Annotated in this window: 12 protein-coding genes; 9 read left to right on the top strand and 3 right to left on the bottom strand. The window is 47.7% G+C overall.

Going from position 1 to position 17580, the window contains the following annotated elements:
* Positions 1–4: 4 nt before the first annotated feature.
* Positions 5–859: an SGNH/GDSL hydrolase family protein gene (locus QUA90_RS21960; RefSeq protein WP_333447717.1), complete on the bottom strand. Its 855-nt coding sequence runs from the start codon at positions 857–859 to the stop codon at positions 5–7.
* A 361-nt stretch (positions 860–1220) separates the two neighbouring features.
* Here QUA90_RS21960 and QUA90_RS21955 point away from each other — a divergent pair, with 361 nt between their 5' ends.
* The 8 genes from QUA90_RS21955 (at position 1221) to QUA90_RS21920 (ending at position 9720) form a co-directional block, all read left to right on the top strand.
* The gene (locus QUA90_RS21955; RefSeq protein ID WP_190658612.1) at positions 1221–1463 is read left to right on the top strand and encodes a DUF7219 family protein; all 243 of its coding nucleotides are present in this window, start codon (positions 1221–1223) and stop codon (positions 1461–1463) included.
* A gap of 113 nt (positions 1464–1576) precedes the next feature.
* On the top strand, positions 1577–2110 hold the full coding sequence (locus QUA90_RS21950) for an RDD family protein (protein WP_333447715.1): 534 nt from the start codon (positions 1577–1579) through the stop codon (positions 2108–2110).
* Between the two features lie 38 nt (positions 2111–2148).
* Positions 2149–2337, top strand: coding sequence for a 50S ribosomal protein L33 (gene rpmG, locus QUA90_RS21945; RefSeq protein WP_006631376.1), 189 nt, complete (start codon positions 2149–2151; stop codon positions 2335–2337).
* A 168-nt stretch (positions 2338–2505) separates the two neighbouring features.
* Positions 2506–2721, top strand: coding sequence for a 30S ribosomal protein S18 (gene rpsR, locus QUA90_RS21940; protein WP_006631377.1), 216 nt, complete (start codon positions 2506–2508; stop codon positions 2719–2721).
* 314 nt (positions 2722–3035) lie between these two features.
* The gene (locus tag QUA90_RS21935) at positions 3036–5042 is read left to right on the top strand and encodes a ribonuclease R family protein (protein WP_333447713.1); all 2007 of its coding nucleotides are present in this window, start codon (positions 3036–3038) and stop codon (positions 5040–5042) included.
* Between the two features lie 446 nt (positions 5043–5488).
* Positions 5489–6931 (top strand): 1-acyl-sn-glycerol-3-phosphate acyltransferase, encoded by a 1443-nt coding sequence (locus QUA90_RS21930; protein WP_333447711.1) that lies wholly within the window; start codon positions 5489–5491, stop codon positions 6929–6931.
* Between the two features lie 156 nt (positions 6932–7087).
* Entirely contained in the window at positions 7088–7975 is an 888-nt protein-coding gene (locus QUA90_RS21925) for a histidine kinase dimerization/phospho-acceptor domain-containing protein (protein ID WP_333081781.1), read from the top strand.
* A 284-nt stretch (positions 7976–8259) separates the two neighbouring features.
* Entirely contained in the window at positions 8260–9720 is a 1461-nt protein-coding gene (locus tag QUA90_RS21920) for an IctB family putative bicarbonate transporter (RefSeq protein WP_333447709.1), read from the top strand.
* A gap of 286 nt (positions 9721–10006) precedes the next feature.
* Here the strand turns inward: QUA90_RS21920 and QUA90_RS21915 are convergent, their stop codons facing one another.
* Entirely contained in the window at positions 10007–15655 is a 5649-nt protein-coding gene (locus QUA90_RS21915) for an AAA family ATPase (protein WP_333447708.1), read from the bottom strand.
* Between the two features lie 205 nt (positions 15656–15860).
* On the bottom strand, positions 15861–16604 hold the full coding sequence (locus tag QUA90_RS21910; RefSeq protein WP_333322719.1) for a hypothetical protein: 744 nt from the start codon (positions 16602–16604) through the stop codon (positions 15861–15863).
* Positions 16605–17340: 736 nt separating this feature from the next.
* Between QUA90_RS21910 and QUA90_RS21905 the strand changes: the two genes are divergently transcribed.
* On the top strand, positions 17341–17511 hold the full coding sequence (locus QUA90_RS21905) for a hypothetical protein (RefSeq protein ID WP_333447706.1): 171 nt from the start codon (positions 17341–17343) through the stop codon (positions 17509–17511).
* Positions 17512–17580 lie beyond the last annotated feature (69 nt).

The following is a 17580-nucleotide window of genomic DNA, read 5'->3' as shown; positions in this document are numbered from 1 at the left end:
AGATTCAATTTTTGACTTCCAAATTCTCAATATCCTTTGCGGGTACGCCCAAACCGCGCAAGATAGTAAAAGCCATAATTCGATATCCCGATTGATTGGGGTGCACTCCATCTGCAGCCAACAAATTCAGAGTCTTGCCCGCGTGCTTTTGATACGTGCCGATAACTTCCCGAAAAGGCGTATTCAAATCTATAAACAAGCACTGATTCTCTAACGCAATTTCTCGCATCGCGGCAACATACTGTTGCAACCTGCGATTTTCTGGGCCGTCGATACTTTCCCCTATCAGAGTAGGAGAAAGCAGTACAAGTCGAATTCCTGCGGCTTTTGCGGCCAGCACCATTTGAGTTATTTTCTCCCGATATTCTGCCACTTGCACTCCCGCGGACCAGTTGCCTTCCGGATAAAACTGATTGTTTGGGAAGTCTATGAAAGCGTTCCAAACGTCGTTGACTCCGACATTAATCATCACTAAACCTGGCTTTTGGTCGATCGCATCTTTCTGGAAGCGCGCTTGCATATCAGTCGATTTGTTACCGCCGATCCCGGCGTTGATGATTTCGATTTTGCGATCGGGATAAAGGGCATTCAGATAGCGTTCCAGCAGCCAAACGTAACCTCCGGGGTATTTCCCCGCCTCGGTGATGCTGTCGCCCACTATCACAATTTTGCGCTTGCCAGTGAGCAAGTTCTGGATTTCTGGTGCCGGCGTTGCTTGGGATACGGATTCTTTAAACACTGGAATTAAGGAGTGAGGAAGGTTGAAGGCGATAACAGCAGCAATTACGGCAATGGCAAGTCTAATTAAAAATTGCCTCAGCCGGGGTTTGGGACGGGGCGATAGCGCATTGGGAGACATTACGCAGATTCCTATTAAAACTCTAACTATTTATGTCTGCAATAATATTATCCATTGCAGGGGTTTTTGTCACTTATTTCAATAACTCAGTCATGGACTAACAAAAACCTGGTTTGGACGCCACATCCTAAGTTATAAGCCTTAAGGCAGAAACCTGGTTGTTGACCCCGCCTGCGTAAGTTGTACAGGTGAAATCACTGAGGTTTTTGTTGCCCCGATCAGTCCGTGTAATTCCCATCACAAAAAAGTTCGCCCAATGTCACATGATTTCTGCTACTTACGGCACAACTTGAGCAGGTGTTCGCAGTTTATAATATTATTGATTAGTTCAGGAAACAACTTTTCATGCGAGGTTAAAGCAATGGTAGCAAATTCAAATTTTTTATATCCTCAAAATCGCTATTACGGTGAGGTAAAACCAGAGAATTTGGTATTTAATGCGAATTTACAAGAGTTTTCTCAGCGAGTGGGTTACATCAGTTCCTTGACATCTAACGGTAAAATCTCTGTGGAACAGGCATTTACTCAGATCCAAACACTGTGGGAACAGGTGGAAAAGTCGAAAAAGCAGTTGGGAATTGGCGAAAATCCATTTTCAGCTTGAATAATTAGCGGTTGGCTTGGAAGTTGAGTTACGCGCCATTGATGCCGATCGATTAATCCACAGCTTAAGATGAAAAATGAAAAAGTAGCTAGTGGCGATCGACCTTTTTGCCTATGAGTTCTGATTTAGTACCCCTCCTTCCCAAAGTATCCGTCGGCCGCCGCGCCGCGGCCCTCTGCATCGACGGAATCGCAGTTTGGCTGCCCAGTTTGCTTCTGGGCAATAATGCGATTGTCCAAACCATATTTTTTGTCCTGCTGTGGCTGATCATGCGCGTAGCCATCGTCAGGAAAAACCAAGGTCAAAGTCTGGGGCGCTGGGCCTTGGACATGAAAATTGCCGATACCAGATTCCACCGGACTCCCGGAGTGCAAGAACTCTGCAAGCGCGAAGCCTTACTGGGCTTTGGCGCCGCCTTAGCCTTCGCAGGTATAGGTGGACTCACATCTACCAACGCCGCCGTCTTGCTGCTGATGCTGCCCCTGGCGATCGACTGTAGCGTTGCCCTCACCTCCGCCGAAAGATTTCCCCAAGCTTTCCACGATCGCATCGGCGGGACGATCGTCGTCGGAACCCGCCGTGGCTACTCCCTCGACATCAAAGTTAGAAGATTGCTTGACCAAGTGCAGAGCAATGTGAGAAGATAATAAATTGTGTTTAAATTAGTCGAAATTTATTTAGAATTATGGCTAAAGGCGTCCGCATCATAATTACTCTAGAGTGTACTGAGTGCCGTACAAACGTAAGCAAACGCTCAAAAGGCGTGTCTCGGTACACCACCACCAAGAACCGTCGCAACACGACGGCGCGGCTGGAACTCAAAAAGTTCTGCCCCCATTGCAACAGCCACACTGCCCACAAAGAGATCAAGTAGTGATTAGTCATTAGTCCTTAGTCATCAGTCATCAGTTGTTGGCAATTGATATTGAGCCGCGAAAAGCAAATAACTAACCAATGCTTTCCTGACGGCTAGCAACTAACGGCTAATAACTAAAAACTCACAATCAACAGTCAACAAACAACAGTCAACAAACAACAAACCATGACTTATTTTCGCCGGCGCGTTTCGCCCATCAAACCAGGAGACCCGATCGACTACAAAGATGTCGATTTGCTCAAAAAATACGTCACAGAACGCGGTAAAATTTTGCCCCGCCGGATTACCGGTTTGACCGCAAAACAGCAGCGAGACCTGACCAGAAGCATCAAAAGAGCAAGAATTGTAGCTTTGATGCCCTTCGTAAACCAAGAAGGTTAACAGGATTTGGGATTTTGGGTTTTAGATTTTGGACTGGGAATAAGACTTGCGCGAAAAAAACGTCTTTCTGTAATTAGTAGTGCAGCAAGAATGCAGCGAAATAATCGCGAAATAGGGTTAAGAGTCGCCGCAGCGCAAGTCTTAATCACAAGTCAAAAGTTAAAAAAAAAAGCAAGAAGAAAAAACAACTTTTTAGATTTTAACTTTCACAATTGACCAGAAAAATTGCCAATATCCAAAATCTAAAATCGCAAGCTCGAAACTCGATAAGTGGCTACTGTAAAAATCCAAAATCTCAAATATAAAGCTGGCAAGTGGAGAAGGGAACGTTAGTAGAATTTAGAGTGCACGGCGACCGCCGTCTGGCAGTTGCCGATCGCCCCGACGGCAAGAAAAACTGGGTGGTGGTAGACGAAAACAGTCAACCGCACAGCATACCGCCCAAACAAATCACCTACGAAGTAGTCGGAGAAACATACAAACCCTCCGATATTCCCAAATTTCTCAAAGAAGTAGAAGCATACTCAGATCCGTCGAGTTTAGAAGTAGCTTGGGAACTTTTAGTCGGTGACGGAGAAACAGCAGATCCCGAATCCCTGGCAATGCTGCTATTTTCGGAGAGTAGTGCGGCCCAGTGTTACGCGGCTTACTGTTTGCTATCAACAGACAAACTGTATTTCAAACAAAAGGGCGATCGCTACGAACCGCGACCGGCAGCCCAAGTAGCCGAAATCAAACACCAGCAAGAAGTAGAACAGCAGCGACACCAAGAATCCCAAGGATTTTGGGATCGAGTCAAACAGCGGCTGGCAGGGGAAAATGTAGATTGGGAAAATAGCGATCGAACTCGCCTCGACGCCCTAGAACGCTTTGCCCTCCTCGGAGAAGAAGCAACACACCGCACCCCAGCCTTAGAAACTTTAGCCAGCTTACAACGGTCCGAAAACCCCGAAGCAGCATTTGGCCTCCTAGTCGATCTCGGCCTCTGGAGTACCCACGAAAACCTGTTTTTGCGGCGAAGCCAAATTCCCCTACAATTCTCCGCAAAGGTATTAGAAGTGGCCCAACGCTGCCTAGAAAATCCCCCAACCGACTCCGACACAAATCGTCTCGATTTAACTCACCTCAAGGTTTACACGATTGACGACGAAAGCACAACCGAAATCGACGACGGCCTCAGCTTAGAATTCCTCGAAAACGGCCAGCAGCGGATCTGGATACACATCGCCGATCCCACCCGCTTGCTTTCCCCCGGAGACGAACTCGACCTCGAAGCCAGAAAGCGCACCACTACGGTTTACCTGCCCACGGGAATGATCTCCATGTTTCCCCCAGCTTTGGCAACCGGGCCAATGAGTTTAATTCAAGGCAAAGAGTGCAGCGCCCTCAGCTTCAGCGTCACCTTAGACGAAATCGGCGCGGCTCAAGATTATAGCATCCACATCAGCACCATAAAACCCACCTACCGCTTGACCTACGATGACGTAGACGAAATGCTGGAGTTGGGAATCGAAGCAGAACCGGAAATAGCAGCGATCGCCTCTGCGGCAAAACTGCGCCAAAAATGGCGGGAAGCCCAAGGCGCAATCAGCATTTTCATGCCCGAATCCGTCATCAAAGTCAACGGCGACGACATCAAAATCCACGTCATCGACGACTCCACAGCCCGGATGCTAGTAGCCGAAATGATGATTTTAGCCGGCGAACTAGCCGCCCGCTACGGTCAAGCCCATAGCCTGCCCATACCCTACCGCTATCAGCCACAGCCCGAACTCCCTCCCGATGAAGAACTGCTGGCCGTACCTGCAGGCCCCGCCCGCGCTTGCGCCGTGCGCCGCTGTATGCCCCGCAGCGAAATGGGCCTTACCCCCGGACGCCACGCCGGCTTGGGTTTGGAATTATACACTCAAGTTACTTCCCCGATCCGCCGCTATACCGATTTGCTGACGCACTTCCAAATCAAAGCCCACCTGCGGGGCGAATCACTGCCTTTTTCCGCTGAAGAAATACAGGACATTGTGATGTGTCTCGGCACCGCAGTTAAAGAAGCATCCACCGTCGAACGCCAAACCAACCGCTATTGGGGATTGGAATATTTGCGGCGCAACCCCGATGAAGTTTGGGAAGCTTTAATGCTGCGCTGGCTGAGGGAAGACAGCAATCTCGGATTGATTTTATTGGAAGATTTGGGTTTAGAATTGGCAATGCGATTTGGTCGATCGGTCGCAATAGGCGATCGACTAGAAGTCAAAGTCACACACTGCGATCCGCGATCGGATGTCATTAACTTCCAGGAAATGATATTTGAAGCCGCACAATAGGATTTTAGATTTTAGATTTTAGATTGCAAAAAGCTGTGGTGAAGGCTGAAACTGAGGATAAATCTCGTTTTTAGTCGAGTTTCTGACCCCCTCGCATCCCCCTTGTCAAGGGTAGGGGGGTAAAAAAGATGATGGTTTCATATCTAGTCCTGTAAAATAATCCTAATTCTGGTCAAGGCTAGTTCACCCCCGATCTGTAATATAAGCCAGAAATCCCCTAAACCCGCCCCGACCAAAATATTGGGGTCGATCGACTGGACATGATATTCAATCCAAGACGGGTAATACTTTTGACGTTAAATTGACACGCTTTGCTATCTCCTCTCTTCCTCCGTGTCCTCTGTGTCCTCTGCGGTTAATAAAAAAACTTCAGCATCATAAAAATTGGAAAATTTTACCGCAGCCTAGTAATCTAAAATCTAAAATCTAAAATTTAAAATCGCAAAATGCCCAATTCAATTAGCCAAGTTCAGCCGCCGCTGGAATTTATACCCCCAGCCTACAACCCGCTAGTGATGCAAGGTTGTAAGCAAATACTCCCCTGGTGGCTGCGATTTCGGACGAGTATCAGCCACGTTCAAGCCGAAAACGTCGAAACCCTCGCCGAACTATTCCACCAATTTCAAAATCAGAAAGTTCGCTTCTTGCTAGCCTTCCGCCATCCCAACTCAGACGATCCCTACTGTTTGGGACAACTAATTTGGAAACTCGTTCCCCAGGCAGCGCGCGCCAAAGGCATTCCCTTGCAATTCCCCGTACATTCCCACTTTATCTACGATCGCGGCATTCCCCTGTGGGCCGGTGCGGGAGTCGGCTGGTTGTATTCCCAACTCGGTGGCACTCCGATTGTTCGCGGTAAAATCGATCGCGTCGGATTGCGATCGGCCCGCAATTTATTTGCCAACAGCCAATTCCCGATCGCCGCCGCCCCAGAAGGCGCTACCAACGGTCACAATGAAATAGTTAGCCCCCTCGAACCGGGAATTGCTCAAATGGGCTTCTGGTGCGTTGAAGATTTGCTGAAAGCCGGACGCACTGAAAAAGTTTTAATTGTGCCGATCGGCATTCAATACCGCTATATCAACCCACCTTGGCAACCCCTAGAAAAACTTTTAACTCAATTAGAAATTGATTGCGGACTGCCACCATTAGATCGCACCGACATCGAAAATTTAAAGACTGCAAATTCCGATTCCGAAAACCACAATCACAAATTCCAATATCTGCGCCTGATTCGACTTGGCAGCCATTTGCTAGCAGTAATGGAAGAATTTTACAGCCGTTTTTATCATAAAACTTTACTGCCTGAAACATCTATTTTGACATCACTATCGCTACCAGAAAAAACGGGAAATGATTCGGGCAATGAAGTAATGATGGCTCGACTGAAAGCTTTGTTAGACGTGGGTTTGCAAGTAGCAGAAGAATATTTTAACTTAAAGCCCAAAGGCAGTTTAATAGACCGCTGCCGCCGTCTGGAACAAGCAGGCTGGGAGTATATTTATCGAGAAGATATCAAAGATATTGCAGCACTTTCTCCCTTAGAAAGAGGATTAGCCGATCGCCTCGCTGAAGAAGCAAGTCTTCGGATGTGGCACATGAGACTTGTAGAAAGTTTCGTGTCCGTCACGGGCAGGTACGTCGAAGAACAACTGACAGCAGAACGTTTGGCAGAAACAACTTTACTGCTGTGGGACGTACTGGCTCGCATCAAAGGGGGAAATCCTTTCGGTCGCCCCAAGTTGGGCAAACAGCAAGTACAAATGACCGTGGGCGAACCCATATCAGTGAGCGATCGTTGGGATCGATATCAAACCAGCCGCAGGTTAGCAGTTGCCGAACTCACTCAAGACTTGCAATCAGCTTTAGAAGCAATGATTAAATCTTAATTACTCAGATAAACAAGAGCTTTTAGGGAAGAAGGAATATATATGTTTATTCACTACGTTTTTTTTGGTGAATTATAAACAAATTGTTATAGACTTTTGGAAGAGGTCTAATGAACCGCAAAACCTCGCTCGACAATGAACCAATAAAAATTAGCGATGACTAACAAACCTATCGATTTGTCTACTAACTCAATTAAGGTAAAACTGCTAAATAATTTAGCGCAGGAATTGCTCACACCACTCACTTCTGTCCTCGGCATGGCAAGCGTGTTGAAACAAGAAATTTATGGCCCCTTAACGAGCAAGCAAAAAGAATATATTGACGTGATCCAAGACAGCAGCCGCTCTTTGCGATCGCTAGTTGAAGAAATTTTGGAACTGGCAGAACTAGATGATTCCGCTTTCACCTTGAAGCGAACCGCAGTCGATATAGAAACTTTGTGCCAGCAGGTTGTGACCATCCTGTCCTCCGCGGCAAGTAGACGAGAGCAAGAAATTAATTTGTCGATGGGGCCCGGGTCGCGCATCTGGTTGGTAGATAAAGATAAGGTTCAGCAAATGCTGCACCACTTAATTTTTAGCATTATTCAATCTGCTGGGGCAGGCAGCGTGATTCGAGTCCACGTTTCTCGGAAAGAAGACGGTATCAACATCGGAGTTTGGGTTTTTCATCCTTGGTTAGGGGAAAGTTTGCCCCATGCTAAACTCTACACCGACTACTTGTTGAATGCCGGATCTGGTAGCGGTTCGCCATCGAACTCCGAAACCGACTCCCTCGGACTCGAACCGCAATTCCCGACACAGGGTTCGCAGCGCTTAACGCTGGCGTTTTCTGAGTTGGCGGCTTTGGTGGCACAGAATGCAGAGGATAGCGCACCTGTTTTAGCTGGTTACGGGGCGCGGGAACGCTTGGGGCTGCTGCTTTGCTGCCAATTGGTGGAAATTCAAGGCGGTCAACTCTCGATTCAAGGAACCCCGGAATCTGGATATCGCTACGTGCTCTGGCTGCCCTGCACAAATGCTACGGAATTGTTGGAAGGCTAAAGAAGGAAGAAGGAAGTTCGGCAACGGATTTTCTAACGGATGTAACGGATGGAAAGAAGAAGGAAGAAGAAACAAGTCATTTGTTAATTAATACTGAGATGTTGCACCATTCTCAATAAGCCTTTTAGGCGCGGGCTCGCGTGCCCCACCCACAAGAAATTTATTCTTTGGGGAGCCGACCAGAAAAGCCTTCAGGAAGAATGGCGCAAGATTGGAGTTAGTACCAATTGTCCATGCTTTTAGACTCAATTCCCCATTCCCAATTCCCAATAATCAATCTAAAAATGAATTCAGTTTGGCAACAGTTAACTCTGGCAAATTTGCCACTCTCTCAGTGGCAAAGTAGAAGTTATTTATTCAATTTGGCGATCGGCTCTTTACGCAGTTGGCGACAAAGTAGCTGGCTGATGCAGTGGGCAGAACCCTTGGGTTTTGTTTTGCTGGCCTTGACTTTCGGTTTTGCGCCGTTTGTAAACAATGCCTTGGTGGGGGTATTGATGGCGGCGAGCGCTGCATTTTGGGTGCTGCTGACTGTTTCGGACGATCGCGAGATCCCCTTCACGCCGATTCACTTGCTGGTACTGCTGTACTGGGGCATTGCCACCGTCGCAACCGCCATGTCGCCGGTGAAAGTCGCCGCTGCTACTGGTTGGAGCAAGCTAACGCTGTATTTGCTGTTTTTTGCGCTGATGGCTCGGATATTGCGATCGCCCCGTTGGCGATCGTGGTTAATTGCCGTATTTTTGAACGTCTCTCTAGTTGTCAGTTTCTACGGCGTGCGGCAGTGGATTGACAAAGTGCCGCCATTAGCTACTTGGAACGATCCGACTTCTACTCAAGCCAATGTCACGCGAGTTTACAGCTTTCTGGGAAATCCTAACTTGCTGGGTTCCTATTTACTGCCAGCTATTGCATTGAGCGCCGCCGCACTTTTTGTGTGGAAAGGATGGGGAACAAAAATTTTAGCGCTGACGATGCTGATAGTGAATTGCGCGTGTTTGCGCTACACGGACAGCCGGGGTGCTTGGATCGGTTTTGTGGCTCTACTGGTGGTATTTTTAGTGCTGCTGTGGTACTGGTACAGCCCTTTGATGCCTCGGTTCTGGCGAACTTGGGCGCTGCCGTTAGGGTTAGGAGGTTTGGCTGGAGCCTTAATTTTGGGAGTGGCTTTAGTCGAGCCTCTGCGCGATCGAGTTTCGAGTATGTTTATCGGCCGAGGTGACAGCAGCAACAATTTTCGGATTAATGTTTGGACGGCGGTGATTGACATGATTCGCGATCGGCCAATTCTCGGAATTGGGCCGGGAAACACTGCTTTTAATAAAGTTTATCCGCTTTATATGAAGCCGAGATTCACTGCTTTGAGCGCTTATTCCGTGCTGCTGGAAATTGCGGTGGAAACCGGTTTTATCGGTTTAATGTGTTTCCTTTGGCTGATGACTGTCACCGTCAATCAAGGTTTGTTGCAGATCAAAAATCTGCGGGATGCACAATTTAACATCTCTAATTTAGAGGAAGAATCCCGAAATCCCAAATCTCAAATCCCAAATCTCAAATCGAATCAGGGGTTTTGGTTGATTGGGGCGATCGCAACTTTAGCCGGCATGATGGCCCACGGTTTTGTCGATACAGTTTGGTACCGGCCGGAAGTTAATATGCTGTGGTGGTTGATGGTGGCGATTATTGCTAGTTTTTACAGCAACTCGCACCATAAGGAAGATTCAGCTTTGACAGAGGGCGAGTAGATAGAATTGCTGGCGGGGCTTTCTCCCCGCCCGGTGCGGATGCGAGCAAGAGGGTGTTGCTCCTAACATCATCCGCTTTCGCAGCACTTGAAACCATTGTCCAGCAAGGATTCCACCCCTTATATCCAATCCGTTAGCATCGGAATAGTAAATTCAAGTTCGCTGTTGACGGTTGACGGTTGACAGTGGACAGTGAACAGTCAACCGTCAACCGTCAACATCATAAGGAGTGTAACCGGAAATGATATTATTTCTCAAATACCGCTCCTCCAAGCCCTACGAATACTCAGTTAGCCACGGCAGTACAGTCACTACTGCTTTGGCTAACAGGAATTTCAATCCAGAATTCAGCCCCTTGACCGGGTTCAGAAAAGCATTGGAGGGAGCCACCATGTTTAGCAACTACAATTTGATAGCTAATTGACAGTCCTAATCCAGTCCCTTTACCAATAGGTTTTGTGGTGAAGAAGGGGTCAAACAACTGTTGTCTAACCTGTTGCGTCATCCCCGAACCGTTGTCTTGAATTTGAATCACCACTCTTTTAGAATGACTAGGGTGAGTATTGTTAGTAAATAACTTAGTCCGAATTGTGATGCAACTTGGATTATTGAGTGCGTCTTTTGCAGAACGCTGAGCGTTGTAGTTATCTAAAGCATCAAGCGCGTTTGCCAGAATATTCATAAATACCTGGTTCAACTGACCTGCATAGCACTCTACCGTTGGTAAATCGCCGTATTCTTTGATAACTTCAATGGCAGGACAATCGGGTTTTGCTTTCAGCCGATTTTGCAAAATCATGAGTGTGCTGTCAATTCCCTCATGGATGTCAACAGGCTTCATTTCTGCTTCATCCAGTCGCGAGAAGTTTCGCAGGGATAGGACTATTTGACGAATGCGATCGGCCCCTACTTTCATTGAACTCAGTATCTTGGGCAAGTCTTCAATCAGGAACTCTAAGTCGATTTCTGTAATCTTCTCCTCAATTTGGCGGTTGGTCGCTGGATAGGTCTGTTGATAAAGCTCCACTAAGTCCAGTAAATGCCCCGTATACTCAGCAGTGTGGATCAGATTGCCGTAGATGAAGTTCACTGGATTGTTGATTTCATGGGCCACTCCAGCCACCAGTTGCCCCAACCCTGACATTTTCTCAGTTTGAATTAATTGGGTTTGCGTGCGTTGCAGTTGCTCTAGGGTGGCAGAGAGATGTTGATTTTTCTCGTGCAATTCCTGAGTTCGCTGCTCCACTCGCTCTTCCAGCGTGTGGTTTGCTTGCTCCAGTTGCGCTTTTGCCAGGGCAAGCTTGTTGTATAGCATTGCATTTTGTAGCGAGATCGCTGCCTGCGCCGTGAGCAACCGCAGAACTTCCATACGGCTGCGGGTGAAAGCGGCGATGGTCAAATTATTTTCCAGATACACCATGCCAATCAGGTTGCCTCGATTACAGATTGGCATACACAGCAAGCTTTTGGGCTGTTTTTGAATCATGTAGGGATCGGTGGCAAAGGTCGTTTCCAGTCGGGCATCATCCAGCACTAAAGGCTCGGCAGTGCGGGAAACATAGTTGACAACGGAGTGGGGAATGTCGCGGCTCGATCGCAGGGGTCGCGAGCGCAAGCCAAACGCCGAATTTTCACCGAGTTGGGAGCGCTGGGTCCCCACTCCTAACGGAGTTTCGAGCTCAATATTGGTCGCGGTTTGGGCCGCAATCACCCAATTTTCCTCATGTCGCAGCAGCAGTACACATTTTTCGGCTCCGGCATTTTCAACCACTACCTGCATCAACGTTGCCAGTAGCTTCTCCAACTCAATTTCTCCGGCCAGCGCATGAGATGCTTTGATCACCGTTGCCAAATCTAGAGCTTCGGAAATGCTGGAACTGCTACTACGTCCCGCCCCGGTGGTGGTGGAGCGAACGGCCCGGATGGGAAAGCTTGCGTCGTCGCCCTGCACGATCGGAGTCAAGATTTGGGGATAGCGGTGTTCCAGGTCATCTAGCTTTGCCTTCGCGCCCCAGCGTCCGTAGGCATAATAGGCATTCGTCAGGTAAACCTGAGCGATCGCTTCTTTGCCCCAGTCTAGATAGAATCGAGCTGCAAGTTCGTTGGCAAGGGCTTCTTCTTGCGTGTATTCGTTGGCTTTGGCCGCCGCGATCGCGCGATCGTAGTGATCGAGCGCGACCGCCGTTTGACCCAACACCCGACACTGTTCCGCTGCCACCAACTCAAATTTATGCAGATAATTCATGGGCGCATGACTGGCCCAGGTTTGCATTTGTTGCTGGTTCTCAGTCACTCGTTGCAGCAATTCTGCCTGTTCAAACGGTGTAGCAGTAGGATAGGCAGCCAGCGCAGTGAGCGAATCATAAAACTGAAAGACCGGAATCGTGGCGTATCCGGTACCTCCTCCTAGATACTGTCTGGCTTGAGTAGCAGTTGCGATCGCCAAAGACAGATCCCCAAACAGATAGCAGAGAATTAGTTTATGAACGTAGAAATAGTGAAGTCCTGTAAATTCATTTGCAGCAATTAGCTGAGGTAATAATTCTTCCTCGTTCAATGCTTGACCAGTCAGAACACAAGCATTCTGGGCCTTGCCTAGTAAGTTAAGAACCGCTTGATGATAGATCCGGCAGTAGTTGAGGGTGGTAATTAGTTGGAAATTCTTCAGGACAAGACTATAAGCCTGCATATCTTCCTCTAGCCGAGGCAGTTCCCGCCCCAGGAAATAGGAATACTGACAAATATCTTTCGCATTGAAGCCGACGTAGTAGATATTTCCCGTGTCGAGCGCAATTTTATAGCCTTCCAACATCAACTGCACAGCATTCTGGAGATGAGATTTCAGATAGATGAGGAAAGCACCCACGACATATAAAACCGTGGGCTTGATGACGTTGATATTCAACTTGGCATTCAACCCTAACGCCAATTTGCCCACCCGATCGGCCACTTCAACGTCTTGCAAAATCCCGTTTAGAAGAATCCCGTAGCAGGCATAGCAGAACGCAGAAAAGGGCGCATTACCATACTGAATCGAGGCTTTCACCTGCGACAAAATGAGCAACGGAAACAGATTCGGGGTGGCAATATAAACAGCGGGAGCCACACTGGCCACAATTTGAACAACCGCCAGTTTGTCTGCCGCCGTCATCATCGGCAAATCGACCAGTTCTTCTGGATTACGCCCGCCCAGCAGAACAGCCGTTTCTTGGAGGGCTGCCTGAATGTCAGCCGGGGTGGGTTCAAGAGGAAAAACCAGGCCGAACTGTGCCATTGCTTGCCGAGCGATCGCGATCGCAGCCAGCACATTATTTTGGGCTGTATAGGCCTGAATTTTGATGTCGTAAATGCCCACGCGATCGAGCAAAGTCTTGGCTTGCTGCATCACGGCCTCACCCAGTTCCTCCATCTGCTCATAGGCTCCGCAGAGATAAGCCGCTTCAGCCGCTGACTCATGCAGAGACAGGGTTAACACATACTGACGATGCCAGCAGTCCGATCGCAGCAAGCGGATTCCCCCGGTCAAATACTCCATAGCAGCTTTGTGCGCGGTGGAAGCGAGAGCTTTTCGTCCTGCGATCAGGTTGAGTTGAGCGAGTTGCTCCCGCTCGTCCTGCGATCGAATCAACTCGATACCGATATTCAGGTGATTCACAATCTCAAAAACGTTGGCTTCTCGCTCGGCTTCTGGCACATTGTTCAACAGCCGTTGCCCGATTTTGATATGAGTCGCCTGTTTGTCATCGTCTGGAATCAACGAGTAGGCTGCTTGTTGGACGCGATCGTGAAGAAAGTGGTAGGAGACGATCGGTTTTTCCTGAGCGCTAGGGATGGGTGCATTTTCTGTCACAAGTGTCCAACCATCGGCCGGGAATAATTTGTATCCCTCGCCGCCCAAAGGCAAAATCACTCCTTCTTTGAGGGCTTGCCACAAAGCAGCAGCCGTCTCTGTGGGAGATTGCTCATACACGATCGCCAACGTTTCCAGGTCAAACTGGTTGCCAATACAAGCCGCCAGTTTCAAGACATTTTGGGTTTCCAGCGACAACTTCTGCAATTGCTTGGCCACAAATTCCACCACATCCTCAATCAGGCTCATAGCCCGGATTGGGGCGATGTCATAATGCCAACCGCCCACCGAGGCATCAAATATAATCAGTCCATCGTCATAAAGCGATTTAATAAATTGATTGCTGAAAAAAGGATTCCCCTGGGTCTTTTGATGCACCAACTTTGTCAAGGCCATTGCTTGCTCTGGTGAGGCATTTAGAGTATCGGAAATCAAGTAATTCAGGTGGATGGGGGTCAAGGGAGCTAGAGCAATTTTATTGACCGTGACCGATGCCTGCTGCAGTTCTTCGATCATCTGCATTAACGGATGCGCGGACGAAACTTCGTTATCCCGATACGCACCCACCAGCAGCAAATAGTGGCTTTTTGCTTCGCTCATCAGCAGTTGCATCAGCTTGAGCGAGGCGGAGTCTGCCCATTGCAGGTCATCCAGAAAAACCACCAGGGGATGCTCTTGCGTGGTGAAAACCTGGATGAACTTTTGGAACAACAGATGAAAGCGATTTTGGGCTGCACTGCCGGACAGTTCCGACGCAGGAGACTGTTCACCAATGATTCGTTGGAGTTCTGGAATTACTTCGATGATCACCTGGCTATTCTCGCCCAGTGCCGCCAGAATCTTGGTCTTCCATAGATCGATCTGGGCATCGCTCTCGGTCAGCAGTTGCCCCATCAAGTCGCGGAACGCCTGCACCAACGCCGAGAAGGGGATATTGCGTTGGAATTGATCGAACTTGCCTTTGATGAAGTACCCGTATTGGCGCACGATCAGCTTGTGCACTTCGTGGACGACGGCCGTTTTACCCACGCCGGAAAAGCCCGCCACCAGCATCAGTTCGGTGGCACCCTGCAGCACCCGCTCAAAGGCTGCCAGCAGCATGGTCACTTCCGCTTCCCGACCATAGAGCTTTTCAGGAATCACGAAGCGATCGCAAGTATCCCGGTATCCCAGCTTAAACGGCACAATGATGGCCGTTGCGTTCCATTGATGCAAACAGGTTTCCAGGTCGTGCTTCAGTCCCCAGGCGGTCTGATAGCGATCTTCGGCATTCTTCGCCATCAGTTTGCTCACCACCTCCGAGAGGAGCTGGGGCACGGCAGGATTCAGGTTATGGACGGCGGGGGCTTGTTTGGCGATGTGGCAATGTATCAGTTCGAGCGCATCGTCCGATTGAAACGGTAACTGGCCAGTGAGCAATTCGTAGAAGGTGATGCCTAGCGAATAGAAATCGGTGCGGTAGTCAATGCCCCGGTTCATCCGCCCGGTTTGTTCGGGGGATAAATACTCCAGCGTCCCTTCCAGCACTGAAGGACTGGTCAAAAGTTGCGTTTCTCTGGGCAGCAGGGAAGCGATGCTAAAGTCAATCAGCTTAATCTGCTTGGTGGTGGGATGAATTAAAATATTGGCAGGCTTGATATCTTTATGAATAATCCGATGACGGTAGAGATTGTGGAGCGATTGGGCAAGGGCGATCGCAATCTGCAAAAATTCGGTGAGAAACAGTGGCTCGTAGCGAGGAGCCTTATCAAGTGAGGTGTTCACTTCAGACTGCTGGCCCCAAAGCGCTGCATACTCCTTGAGTGAAATTCCTCCGAAGTCCTCCATAATTAGAGCAAGCTGATTTTGGTAGGTTTCCAGACTATAGAAACGGACAACATCAGCCATGTTCAAACTTTGGGCGATCGCATATTGGTTCTTGAATTGTGCTAATTCAACCAGGCTGGGATAAGCCGTTTTTAGAAGTTTGATCACAACGGGGGTTTGATCCCACTCTCGCCAGCCCCGGTAAACCACCGTTCTGGAACTGGTGTAAATCATTTCATGAATTCGATATCCTGGAATTCCAATCAAGCTCTTTAGCATAAACCCTATTCAAGACAATGGATTCATTCTATCCACTCTCAAGGTTACTTTCACACTACACTCATATTTTTTTCAGCATAAACCGATGGAATAGATAGAGCACAAGCCATTTGTAAGTATAAAACTAATACTACTGAAAAACGATGGTAGAACAGCAGCGTTATCCGTTCTACCATCGCTACAACAACTGACCAATGGCAATAAATTAGACGGCGCTCAACACTGGCTCTGAAAGAGCCGCCTTGCCAAACGGATTTTCGTAGGAATGAGTTTTGATGTAAACCAAAAATTCATTGACCAGTTCTGCAAAATAGTCAAAGGCGACATCAATAAACTCCATCGCTTGTTGGCGAATCTCCTCTGGCACTTCAATTTCTCTGATGGCTTGCAAAGAGGCTGGAGTATGGAGCGTATGGGTATTTTCAATGTGATTGTGGCACATACCAAAATAGCGTAATTCATCCCCTGTCATGGCTTGCAGTTGCATTGCCACCGGATTGGTTGCCCGGAAAAAAACATTGGCTGTGACTTCAGAAACCTCGATCGCCACCAGCTTCATGATCGGATCGGCTTGGTAGGTGTAGCGTTCAAACAGAGGAAGCATGGAGCGAGATACCTTGGTGTGCTCACTCCAAATGAATCGCACAACGTCGCTGAAAGGCATGGAATAATTCATGCCCATCTTCTCCATATCTTCCAGCAACCATTGCCAGTGAAAATGTTCTTCATAAGTGTGCCGATTCACGATTTCTTGAATCTTGTTTGTCGTGGGTTCCTGTCGCAAAACCCGCTTGCACAACTCGCTGAACTCCAGCGCCAGTGGGGTAATCACTGGCGCAAATGCCAGTTTTTGGCGAGGCTCCACACTTTCATCTTTCATATACTCGAAAAACGGCAACTGAGCAAACTCCTGATTCTTTTTCTCTATTATATCTAGAAGTGTTTTCATCTCAATTTTCCTCAAGTAATGGGCAACTATTTAGGAGTTGAATTTAGCTATACCAAAATTCCCCTCTTCCAAGGAATTTGAAGTAGCGGCTTATTCGTAACAGGAAATCCTTTAAAATCTCCTCACATTAAGGGCAATCAGTCAAATAAAATCAGACTGATGCAGTCACAACTTGGAGTCCCTAAAAATGAGTGAAGGCACTTTCATCGCTGCAAGCAATTGTAACTTAAAATTTTTGTTAGAGCCATCGGGAAAACTACTGTTTAGCCAACTGTCCAAACTGCTCATTCAATACTGAGTATTTCCCATTATTCAGTAATTATACGGAGGCTACTGATTGCTTTTTATCTATCTGAAGCACTTTGAAAATTAGAGGTTATCGGTAAAATTTGAATCTCAAATTTATATAATCCAGTTTCAGTCTAGGTTTCGTCCTGTCTAAATTTGTTAGCCTAACTAAGTAAATCTACGATTATGTAGATATACTGACACGGACTACTGTGATAGGAGGACAGAGACTGTTATCCTAGAGCAGACTCAACAAAAAAGTCTGGGTCATGTCAGATATTAAGTACATGGACAGAAATATTTACACAGATATAATTTTGCAAGCCTCACAGGAAGAGAATTTCCGATTCTATTTTGTGTAATTAATTCTGTCCAACTACTTACAGTAAAATATAGAGTCTTAAAGGTCGTAGAGGAAATCCCACCAGAGATTACTTTTGAGGAAGTTATGAATAGGGTTTACTTCCTTGACAAAGTTGACGGAGGTTTGAAGCAAGTTGAAGCCGATGATATTATTTCCGGCGAAGCAGCGAAAAAAGCGGCTCAGAAGGTGGGACGAGTAAATTGGACAAATCAGCCTTTAGCGGATATCGAAGTGATCGCTACATCGTGGCTGTAAGGACACAGCAATGATCGATAGTAAGGTGCGCAGTGCGCACCCTGCATACTACTACTACATACTACATAC

This window comes from Microcoleus sp. D3_18_C4 (genome assembly GCF_036702355.1).
GTDB lineage: Bacteria > Cyanobacteriota > Cyanobacteriia > Cyanobacteriales > Microcoleaceae > Microcoleus.
The sequence above is the reverse complement of the archived record's forward strand: the minus strand, read 5'-3'. Positions and strand labels throughout refer to the sequence as shown.

Coding starts and splice junctions, on each gene's coding strand:
- rpmG (WP_006631376.1), top strand. CDS start 2,149: ATGGCTAAAGGCGTCCGCATCATAATTACTCTAGAGTGTACTGAGTGC.
- QUA90_RS21950 (WP_333447715.1), top strand. CDS start 1,577: ATGAGTTCTGATTTAGTACCCCTCCTTCCCAAAGTATCCGTCGGCCGC.
- QUA90_RS21915 (WP_333447708.1), bottom strand. CDS start 15,655: ATGCTAAAGAGCTTGATTGGAATTCCAGGATATCGAATTCATGAAATG.
- QUA90_RS21910 (WP_333322719.1), bottom strand. CDS start 16,604: ATGAAAACACTTCTAGATATAATAGAGAAAAAGAATCAGGAGTTTGCT.
- QUA90_RS21960 (WP_333447717.1), bottom strand. CDS start 859: ATGTCTCCCAATGCGCTATCGCCCCGTCCCAAACCCCGGCTGAGGCAA.
- rpsR (WP_006631377.1), top strand. CDS start 2,506: ATGACTTATTTTCGCCGGCGCGTTTCGCCCATCAAACCAGGAGACCCG.
- QUA90_RS21955 (WP_190658612.1), top strand. CDS start 1,221: ATGGTAGCAAATTCAAATTTTTTATATCCTCAAAATCGCTATTACGGT.
- QUA90_RS21925 (WP_333081781.1), top strand. CDS start 7,088: ATGACTAACAAACCTATCGATTTGTCTACTAACTCAATTAAGGTAAAA.
- QUA90_RS21905 (WP_333447706.1), top strand. CDS start 17,341: ATGAATAGGGTTTACTTCCTTGACAAAGTTGACGGAGGTTTGAAGCAA.
- QUA90_RS21930 (WP_333447711.1), top strand. CDS start 5,489: ATGCCCAATTCAATTAGCCAAGTTCAGCCGCCGCTGGAATTTATACCC.
- QUA90_RS21920 (WP_333447709.1), top strand. CDS start 8,260: ATGAATTCAGTTTGGCAACAGTTAACTCTGGCAAATTTGCCACTCTCT.